Source organism: Actinospineispora spinosispora DSM 44797, assembly GCF_000429025.1.
Lineage (GTDB): Bacteria > Actinomycetota > Actinomycetes > Mycobacteriales > Pseudonocardiaceae > Pseudonocardia > Pseudonocardia spinosispora.
Map to the genome: position 1 here is coordinate 18,169 of NZ_AUBB01000058.1, position 9,072 is coordinate 27,240.

Sequence of the window (9,072 nt, forward strand, 5' to 3'; positions counted from 1 at the left end):
TTCGCCGAGGTGTGTGGAGCCGGTCAGGTTGGCGGGTCGGGGTTGAGGACAGAACGGCCGGCAATCTGCGGGAAGCGGGGCATTCCGAGGTGGGTGCTGGTGGCGCGGGTGGCGAGCTGGTCGAGTTGGGCGAGCTTCTGGCGGGCGCCGGTGAGGCTGATCTGCAGGCTGTCGACCTCGCCGAGCCAACCCTCGCGGCGGGCTTCGGCGATGCGGGCGTGCAGGTTGTCGCGGATCTCGACCAGTCGTGCGCGGTGTGCGGGGTCGGGGCGCAGCAGTGGGCAGCGCAGGCAGGAGTGCTCGTGGATGCATGGGGTGGCGTAGGAGCGGCCGCAGGTGCCGAGGGCAAGTTTGCGGCGTTCGAAGTGGCCGAGGAACTCCTCCCATTCCTGCTCGGTCGGCACCCGGTATTCGGTGCTGGGGCGTAGGGCCCGGCGGCGGGCGATGAACGCGCGGTGCCCGTTGATCACCTCGTCGGGATAGACCGCCTTGTAGCCCATGGTGGTGTTGATGTCGCGGTGCCCGGCGACGAGTTGGGCGATGTGCGGGGGCATGCCGTGCAGGACGGCGTCGGTGATGAATAGACGACGGAAGTCGTGCGGGGTGAACCGCAGTGGCTGTCCGGCGGCGTCGGTGACATCGGCCCCGTCGAACGCTCCGCTGATCCATTCGCGGATGGTGGCGGCAGGGATGGCGCGGTGTTCGAGGCCGAACCGGCGCTGAAACAGCAGCGGCATCGGCGGGTTCCAGATCCGCTCGTGGGTGTCGTAGGAGGCGACGCAGCCCAGCGCGCCGTCCCGGCCGCAGATCCGGGTGATAATCGCGGCGAGGACGTCGGCGAGCTCGGGGCTGATCACCAGCAGTCGTTCGGTGTCGGTCTTCGACGGGGCGATCTGCAGCAGCGGGACGGGTTCGCCGGTGCTGGGCAGGGTGTAATGGATGAGGCTGTGATGGCTGAGCTCGGTCAGCTCCTCGATACGGATCCCGGTGTGGCGCAGTGTCTCGATCGAAGCCCACGTCCAGAACGCCCGGTCCTCCTCGCCGGTGAGGTCGTGGCGGCGGGCGGTGTCGGGGTCCTCGCCCCAGATCCGGGCCGCGGCCTGGGCGGAGGTGGCGGCGCGGCGCAGGGTGCGGCCGCCGGCGGGGAAGGACTCGCCGGGCCGGGCAGCCCGGGCGGCTGCCAGGGCGGCGGCTGTGGTGGAGCGCATGTCGTTGACCCGGGACAGGAGCATGGGCAGGAGCGGGAGCCGTTCTCGGGTGCGTTGGTCGGTCCGCGACTTGCGGGACCGGATCTCTTTCTGTCGAGCCAGGTCGTCGGCGCGGATCGGGCACGGGGCCGCCCATGGCCCCCATCGGGCCGGGTCTTCCATCGCCCATTGAGCGATGTCGAGATAGAACGCGCGGACCGCGGCGAGGTTGTGCAGGGCGCCGGCGCGGCGCTCGCGGACCTCGCTGGTCAGCCCGTCGGGTCCGGTAACCCGGCGGGTCTTGGTCAGGACGCGCTGCTTCCAGGCTGCGGCGACCTCGGGTGCGAGGTGCAGCGAGGCGATGCCCGGGTGGTGGCGTTCCAGATCCCGCCAGAACAGTGCGCCGAGGCTGAACGCCAGCTCCCGCAGCGTGGTGTGGTCGAGCATGGGCTGGCGTTCTTGCAGATAGGCGACGAGGACGCCGCGGATCGGGCGATGAGCGATGCCATAGCGGTCAATCAGCTGGGTAGGGCTGAGCTGCCCGCGCGTGCCGAACGCCCGGATCGTCGACGGAGCGTGCGGGCCGAACACACCCATCGCGTGCAGCAGTTGGTAGAAGCCCATCCCCTTATTCGCGCGCAGCGACCGGCCGTCGACGGCCACCGACAGTTCCAGACAGTCCCCGACGGTGATCTCGCGCAGGGTTCCGCCCTTGACCGCGAGGATGGTCGCCGCCCGGCGTAGCGCCGCAGCCTTCATCGTCCGCCCCGCAGGGGATGTCGCGCAGAGCGTGGCAAGCTCCGTGAAGCCCTCTGGGTCCCGCGCCCGCGCCATGATCGCGACCAGGTTCTGCGGTGCTCGCGGTGTCAGGACCCATGCCAGGCTGGGCCGGATCACATCGGCGCCGGCCAGCAGCAGCGCGCAGACCCGCAGGTTGCTCCCTGTGGACACCCCGCCGTGCGGGTTCTGTGGACGCGCCCAGGCAAGCATCGGGTGCCACCAGTCGGCGTTGCCCATCATGTCGGCGTCGCTGGCCTGCCACCGTTGCTGCCACGTGTCGCCGGGCTGCTCCTCCAGCCAGTCCAGCAGCCGGACCAGTCCCAGCCGGCGGCGTTGCCGCGCCACCCGGTCCTCCTCAACGAGGAACGGGGTAGCGCTCAGCCGGGCCAGCAGCGGTTCGCGGCCCTGCTCGGTCGCCGGCCAAGACGGTGCCGAAAGCCGGGGCGGGAAACGCTGCCACAGCTGGGTCATGTCCGGGCCGATCAGCGCTGCGGTCGAGCCGATCGACCCGGCCGACGTCTCCTGGACCGAGCCCGGCAGGACGAGCGCGCTCACGAGGTTCGCCCACCGAACAGCACGTCCAACGAGTCCTGCCGATACCCACTCGACAGCGCCGCCGCATCGGCCGCGGCGACGGTGTCGGCGGTGGTAGGTCTCGTGTGATCGGCCGCAGCCCGCTGCCCGTCACGGCGGTGATGAGCGAGCACGCCGGCGATCACATCGCCGGGCATCGGCGTGAGATACCGCTGGGTGGTGGACAGGTGGGCGTGCCCGAGGACCCACTGCACGTCGGTCAAAGGCAGCTGCGGGTCGCGGGCCATCCGGTAGGCGGCGGTATGTCGCAGGTCGTGCAGTGTCCAGTTGGCGCCAAGCGCACCGGCAGCCCGGCCGAACATCGCCCGCGCCGCCGGGTAGGTCAACGCCCGGAACGGGCGGCGCCGGGTCCACCACAGCGGGTCATCCCGGCCGGCCGACAACGCCTGGTCGTGGCCGGCCTGGTAGAGCCGAAGCCACACAAATGCATCCGGCGACGCCGGCAGCTGCTGGATCGCCCGCGTCCCCTTGCGGATCACCGTGATCAGCTGCTGGCCAGGGTCAACGTCGCCGCAGCGCGCGCCGAGCAGCTCGGCGGCCCGGGCCCCGGTCGACACCCAGAGCGCGACCAGTGCCCGGTCCCGATGCGAGCCAAGCTGCGCGAACACCCGGCTGAACAACTCGTCGGGGATGGCGCGCGGGATCCGTCGCGCGCCCCGAGGCCGATACAACCCCACCCGCTCGTTGCGGAAGGGCTCCATTGGGTTGTGATGGGCGTTTGCCCGGCTACCGCGCCGTTCTCGAGCCTGCGGGAACGGGTTGACCATGGGGCCCGTGCCGGCGTCACGATGGAAGTCGTAGAACACCCGCAGCACCGTCTCCGAATGCGCTCGCGTCGCCGCGGCGTACTTCGGTCCCGGGCCGGGTTTGCCGGTCACCGGGTTCGGCACAACGCGCTGCGGCCTGGCCTCAGCGCGAGTGGGCTTATCCCGCAGCCCCAGCCAGCGGCAGAAGTCGCGGGCCTCCACCCTGGTCACCTGGTCCCACGAGACGCCGATGGCCCAGACGAACCGGAACCACCGCAGCAGATCCATCGCATACGACCGCTGAGTCGCCGCCGAGCGGCCCGAGGCCTGCAGCTCCCTCAGGAACGCCATCACCGCAGCGACCCCCTCGCCGCCCGAGTCAATCAGCCGAACCGGCTCCCACAGATCATCGCCGACCTCGACTGTTCCCACTCTCGGCACGACAAGCGCGGACAGATCACGATCCTCATCGACCCCGTCGATCATGGCTACGGACCGTAGCCTGCTGCAGGGCGCTCGAGGCCCAACGCCACCAGCGACGACCTCAGTAGTTCAGTCAACAGGAGAATGTCGGTGCGGCGTGCTCTTTCTCGCTGTGACAGACCACGACCGAGGCGTCCAGGTCGATCACCAGACCGGGCAGGACCCGCCCGGCGGCCTTCGCCGGCGGGAACGCCTGCCTGGACAGTTCGGTCCGCTGGACCCACACCACCTCCCGTGCGGCAGCTCGAGCTCGGGCGATCGCGTTCAGCTGAACGCGATCGAGCTGATCGAGTAGCCGCCAACAGGTCGAGTCCGACGCCACCGCACCGAACAACTCGGCCTGATCGGCCAGCACCGCGATGTCAGAGATCGTCGTCGCACCATCGGCCACCGCGACCGCCAGATCGAGCAATATCCGGCCCGGGTCGTGGCGGGCTCGCGGCTTGCGCAGCCCGGCCAACGCAATGGATAACGCGGCGGTCAGCGTGGTCCGGTCACCAACGTCAGCCAGCAACCGCGACCCAGCGTGAGACACCACGCCTTCGCCGTCAGCCGCCGCGGTGATCCGTGGACGCGTCGTTGTAGCCTGCACCTCGAAAGTGCTCCTCTACCTGGATGACCTGGGCCCTCAGCAAGCTCAGTCTTCCCTGGTAGCGGGGCACTTTCGTCTATCGGGGCGCGAACACGCCAACTCGCTCATGAAGAGCCGGGGTTAGTACGTCCGTACCGCCACCGACTCCCGGTCCTGCGGTTGATCCCGGCTTCCCGACACGCCGCCGAGTTGCTCATGTCCTTCGCCATCAGACGAAGATATTGATCACGTTGGGCCGTCAATGACTCCGGGCCAGGCTTACGTCGGTTCCGATTAGCTCCGGTCATTGCAACATCTCTCAACTGGGGTGTTGCGACCACCGCTAGAACTCAAGACGATGCCGCACTGGAGCCACTTCAACTTGCCGGAGTCAGCTAACCCCACCCAACCCGCCGGGGACCTATCTGGCCGCCACCAGGGAGATACAACTGGCCGTTGACAGTCAGCCGAGCAGAAACTGTTCGACCGCCTGACGGCCGTCAGCGGTCTGAGGATCGAGCTGGGCGATGTGTCCCGTGCCGGCTATCACCGTCAGGTGGCTCCCGGGCACCGGAGATGCCTCTTTCGTCGCGTTCACCACAGGCGTTGCCGTGTCGCGATCACCGGCAGGCGCCAGGACCGGGATCCGAGGCGGCGGCTACCCGCGCACCCACGACGCCACGCCTGTAGCCGGTCAGTTCTAGACACATCAGCGAGGAGTTGCTGCCGCCACGGTCCGCTCGGCGCGCGTGGCGCCGATCGCGGCGCCGATCGCGGCGAGGTAGGCGAGCACGACGACGGCCATCGGAAGAACGAGCGCGACGCCTTCGGCGTGCAACAGGGCGCCGAGCATCGCCACGCCGAGAGCCCCGCCGCTCTGTCTCGCAGTGTTGAACACGCCGCTGAGCAGCCCCGTTCGCGCCGGCTCTGCCGTCGATATGGCAACCGAGGTCATGGCGGGCATCGCCAACGAGCAACAACCCAGCAGCGTGGCGCCTGCCACAATCGTCAGCAGCGACTCAACCGCGCCACCGATCACCATAATGAGCGCTCCGGCCCCGCCGGCCGCGAAACCGAGCAACATGGGCACCCTCGGCCCGAGTGCGGCGGTGAGCCAGCCGCTCAGCACGGCCCCGACGCCGATCGCCACAGTCAACGGGAAGATCAGCAGACCGGCGTGCCACGCGGAGAAGCGTTGGGGGCCCTGGAGGTAGAGCGACAGACAGAGCAGCGCACCGTAAAGGCAGAAGTTGAACAGGAACCCGGCCGAGACCGCCGAGGAGTACCGGGTCGATCCGAACACGTCCATCGGCAGCATCGGGTGCGCCGCACGGCTCTGCGACAGCACAAACCCGCCGCCGAGGACCGCTGCCCCCACCAGGAGCCCGACCGCGAGCGAGGCGCCTGCCAGGTACTGGCCGAACTCGATGAAGGCCCCGACCAGTAGCGTCAACGACATCGTTCCCAGGCACAGTCCGGCGATATCGAGCCGCTCGGGTCCTCGTGGGGCCGGCAGCGCATACCGCTGGATCAGTGCGATGGCGAGCAGACAACACGGCACGTTGACCAGGAAGATCGTCTGCCAGCCGAGCGTGACGACCAGGGCACCACCGAGAATGGGCCCCGAGGTCAGCCCCAGACTGCCGATGCCGCCCCAGACGCCGAGTGCACGAGCACGGTCGCTCGCATCCGGGAACTGGCGCACGATGAGCGCGAGCGAACACGGCAGCAACGCTGCCGCTCCCACTCCTTGGAGTACTCTGGCCGCCACCAACGTCGTGATGTCCGGGGCGAGCGCACACAGCACAGACGCCAGCCCGAAGACCATGAGGCCGGTCAGGCAGACCTTCCGCGCACCGAACCGGTCACCGCTCGAGCCTGCACCGAGCATACTCGCCGCCAACGCGATCGTGTAGCTGTCCACCACCCACTGCTGATCGGCGAGCGAACCACCCAGCTGCGAGCGGACGACTTGCAGCGCGACGGTGACGACCGTCGCGTCGAGCTGGACCACGAAGAAGGCCAGACACAACGCCGTCAACGCGAGGTTTCGTCTCTCAGCCATGGCATCAAGCCTGTCACCGAGACGATGCGGCGACGGTCAAACTCGATCAGACCCCAGTCCATACAGAGCAGGCCACCTCTAAACAACCCACGACCACCCAACCAGCACGCCGGCGGTGGAATGACCGGTCGTGTCGAGCTCACCATGCGAGTCGATATCACCATCTGCATCGGAGTGCCGCGACCCGCCGAGACCAAAGCAGTCGACGCGGGTGCTGCTGCTGGCCCGGGCCGTAGTACCCGAACCCATCCGACCCGACTGGCTCGACGCACTACGGATAAGCGCCTCCCGACTTCCCCACCCCTGGTCCAGCCCCTAGGCCTCGGCTACGACCTGCAGCGCGCCGACGAAATCGCCCTGCTCCAGCGCGGCGAGGAAGTCGGTCAGGTCCTCGCCGGTCAGGTCCGCGATCGCCTTCCCGATCCACCACGTCGTCCGCGAGGTCTGCCATGCCGCGGTCACCATCACGTTCACCACCCGTGATCCCCCCGGCCTCTGCCGACGGAAGGTCGGCGCAGCTTTGGGCCGAGCCCTGGCTGAAAGCCCTCAAATGGTCTCGCCTCATCTGAGGGTGAGTGACTCGGAGGCATCCCTGACCAGAGCTGGCCTAGGGAGACGCCCAGTGACCGATCAAGTGACGGCTGACGATAGTGGCCACAGCGGTGGTAGCAGTAGGCCAGCGCACAGATGGATGGATCATGGCAGTCCTGTACGCCGTACTGGTAATCACTGTCGTCGACAATTCCGTGCTCACGGTGGCGCTTCCAGCTATCGCCCACTCTGGCCGCCACGACTGGCCAGCTGCAGGCGATAGCTAATTCCTAGTTGGTCGTCATCGCGGGTCTGCTAGTCATCGCGGTGTCGTTGACCGGTTCGGGCGACGTGTCACTGTGCTCACCCGCTCGACCCCAGACGCGCTCGGACACCTCCACGACCGCAGCCGTGGTAAATCCCTCGCGGTGAGCTGTTCGATCCGCCGGCTCGACCCGATCTGACCGACCGTGACCAGTTCATCGAGCAGCTCGATGCGGTCCCCGCACCAGGGCTGGAGCCGCGCGAGGTCTCCGCCGAGGTCAACGCAGTCGGTAATCGTCTAATCTTCAGACACTGGTCGCTCGATCTCCGCAGCCTGTCCTAGATTCAGTCGACCGACGACCTGATCGATCATTCCGTACTCGAGTGCCTCCTGCGGAGAGAACCATCGAGTGCGGATGAGGTCCGCTCGTACCCGATCGGCTGGCTGGCCGGTGTCAACGGCGACAATCTTCACTATCGATTTAATAGAGTCATCGTCTACGACTTGTTTATTCAGCTTTGCTGGATCCGAGACCCAAGGTCCTCTAATTCGAACCTGAGCATGGGGAAGTGCATATCGTCTACCTGGCGCGCCAGCTGAGAGCAGTAATTGAGCTACACCAGAAGCCAAACCTATAACCCACGTAGCCACTCTAGGTCGAATATATGTCATTGCTTCATGGATCGCCATTGCAGCGCTCAGCGAGCCGCCAGGCGAGTTAATGTAGAAGTTAATCACTGAAAGCGGATCCGAAGTCGCGAAGAGCACCAGCTCACTGATCACCCGGTTAGCCGCGGACGCGTCAATATTGGAGTTCAGCACCACTACTCGCTGGTCAACCAGTCTTCGACACATTCCGCTGCTAAGCTGACCCGTGAGCAACTCTTGCAGCAGCAGATCCGTAAGTTGATCACCTTCGCTGTCCTTCGCCCATTCAGCAGGCCGGAGAGTGAAGCTAGGGGCGCGATACCTTGGATTACGAGCCAGGGCTAAGTCATGGACGTTATTCGTTCCCTGCTGCTTGGGCGTGGGCCACCCCTTTGCAGTCATCCGAGAATTCAGCCGCTTATAGATAAAATTCAGGTCTAGCTGAGCCGGCCCGTCAGAAACCCCGTCGCTCAGCAGCTCGATAAGCTCCCCCGAGAAAGCCGTGTAGCGTCCCCCAGAGGGTGCAAGAGCTGCCGTATTTGCAGAAGTAGCAGTAAGCGTATAAGTCCCATTTACACTAGTCTGGCCCAGCACCAGAGACTCTGGATCACCCATTACATCATCAATTGCTCGCCCCGAGAAACAACATTCAAGGATGAGGACTTTCGTCTTAGCTCTACTTCTCAATAGCTCATTTCGCACCCAATGGAACGGCAACGAGGAATACTCGGGGCGGTCGATGTCAGTAGTAGTCAAACCTAGATTCAGATTGTGCTCCGGTGAACCAAGAACTCCATGGCCTGAGTAGTAGACCAGCAGTGCGTCGTCGGCGGTGGCGGCGATATCGGCAAGGGAAGTGGCCACCTCCCGCTGGTCGCTCGGGTTTTCGATCAACGTGCAGTACTTCGCATCAAACGAGCCGAGATCTCGGTCAGTGAGTGCTGCCCGAAGGTCGCTAAGGTTGTTAGCGACCGCAGGCAGGCTGGGCAATCGGCGGTGATCTTGGTAGGTGCTGGTGCCGATCAGAACAGCCCGCGACCGGGGTCGGTCGGGCAACGGCATTGTTACTGATCTCCCTCGGGGCGCAAACAACTGCGCAATAGACTCTCAATGTCCCCAGCAGTACCCAGGTGCTCGCCGACGATCTCCACCCTTGTCCCGTCGGGCTTCACTGCCAGGACTTTTACCGTGGATCGGCGGGG

At 66.2% G+C, this 9,072-nt stretch carries 5 protein-coding genes and 1 pseudogene; all 6 read right to left on the bottom strand.

What is annotated here, in order from left to right; genetic code table 11:
* Positions 1–23 precede the first annotated feature (23 nt).
* The 6 genes and pseudogenes from G406_RS48970 to G406_RS56045 all read right to left on the bottom strand — a co-directional run bounded on the left by G406_RS48970 (position 24) and on the right by G406_RS56045 (position 8,932).
* Positions 24–2,522 carry a site-specific integrase gene (locus G406_RS48970; protein ID WP_211241229.1) on the bottom strand — a complete coding sequence of 833 codons (2,499 nt, stop codon included), beginning with the start codon at positions 2,520–2,522 and terminating at the stop codon, positions 24–26.
* On the bottom strand, positions 2,519–3,793 hold the full coding sequence (locus G406_RS0122315; RefSeq protein WP_037077950.1) for a tyrosine-type recombinase/integrase: 1,275 nt from the start codon (positions 3,791–3,793) through the stop codon (positions 2,519–2,521). Before G406_RS0122315 ends, G406_RS48970 begins: the two co-directional genes overlap by 4 nt.
* A gap of 79 nt (positions 3,794–3,872) precedes the next feature.
* A pseudogene (locus G406_RS48975) lies at positions 3,873–4,382 on the bottom strand (transposase); the annotation flags it as partial.
* Positions 4,383–5,070: 688 nt separating this feature from the next.
* Complete coding sequence (locus G406_RS0122330; protein WP_028935495.1) at positions 5,071–6,426, bottom strand: MFS transporter; 1,356 nt, start codon at positions 6,424–6,426, stop codon at positions 5,071–5,073.
* 315 nt (positions 6,427–6,741) lie between these two features.
* Positions 6,742–6,903 carry a hypothetical protein gene (locus tag G406_RS57205; RefSeq protein WP_156935087.1) on the bottom strand — a complete coding sequence of 54 codons (162 nt, stop codon included), beginning with the start codon at positions 6,901–6,903 and terminating at the stop codon, positions 6,742–6,744.
* A gap of 616 nt (positions 6,904–7,519) precedes the next feature.
* Positions 7,520–8,932, bottom strand: coding sequence for a caspase, EACC1-associated type (locus G406_RS56045; RefSeq protein WP_084216300.1), 1,413 nt, complete (start codon positions 8,930–8,932; stop codon positions 7,520–7,522).
* Positions 8,933–9,072 lie beyond the last annotated feature (140 nt).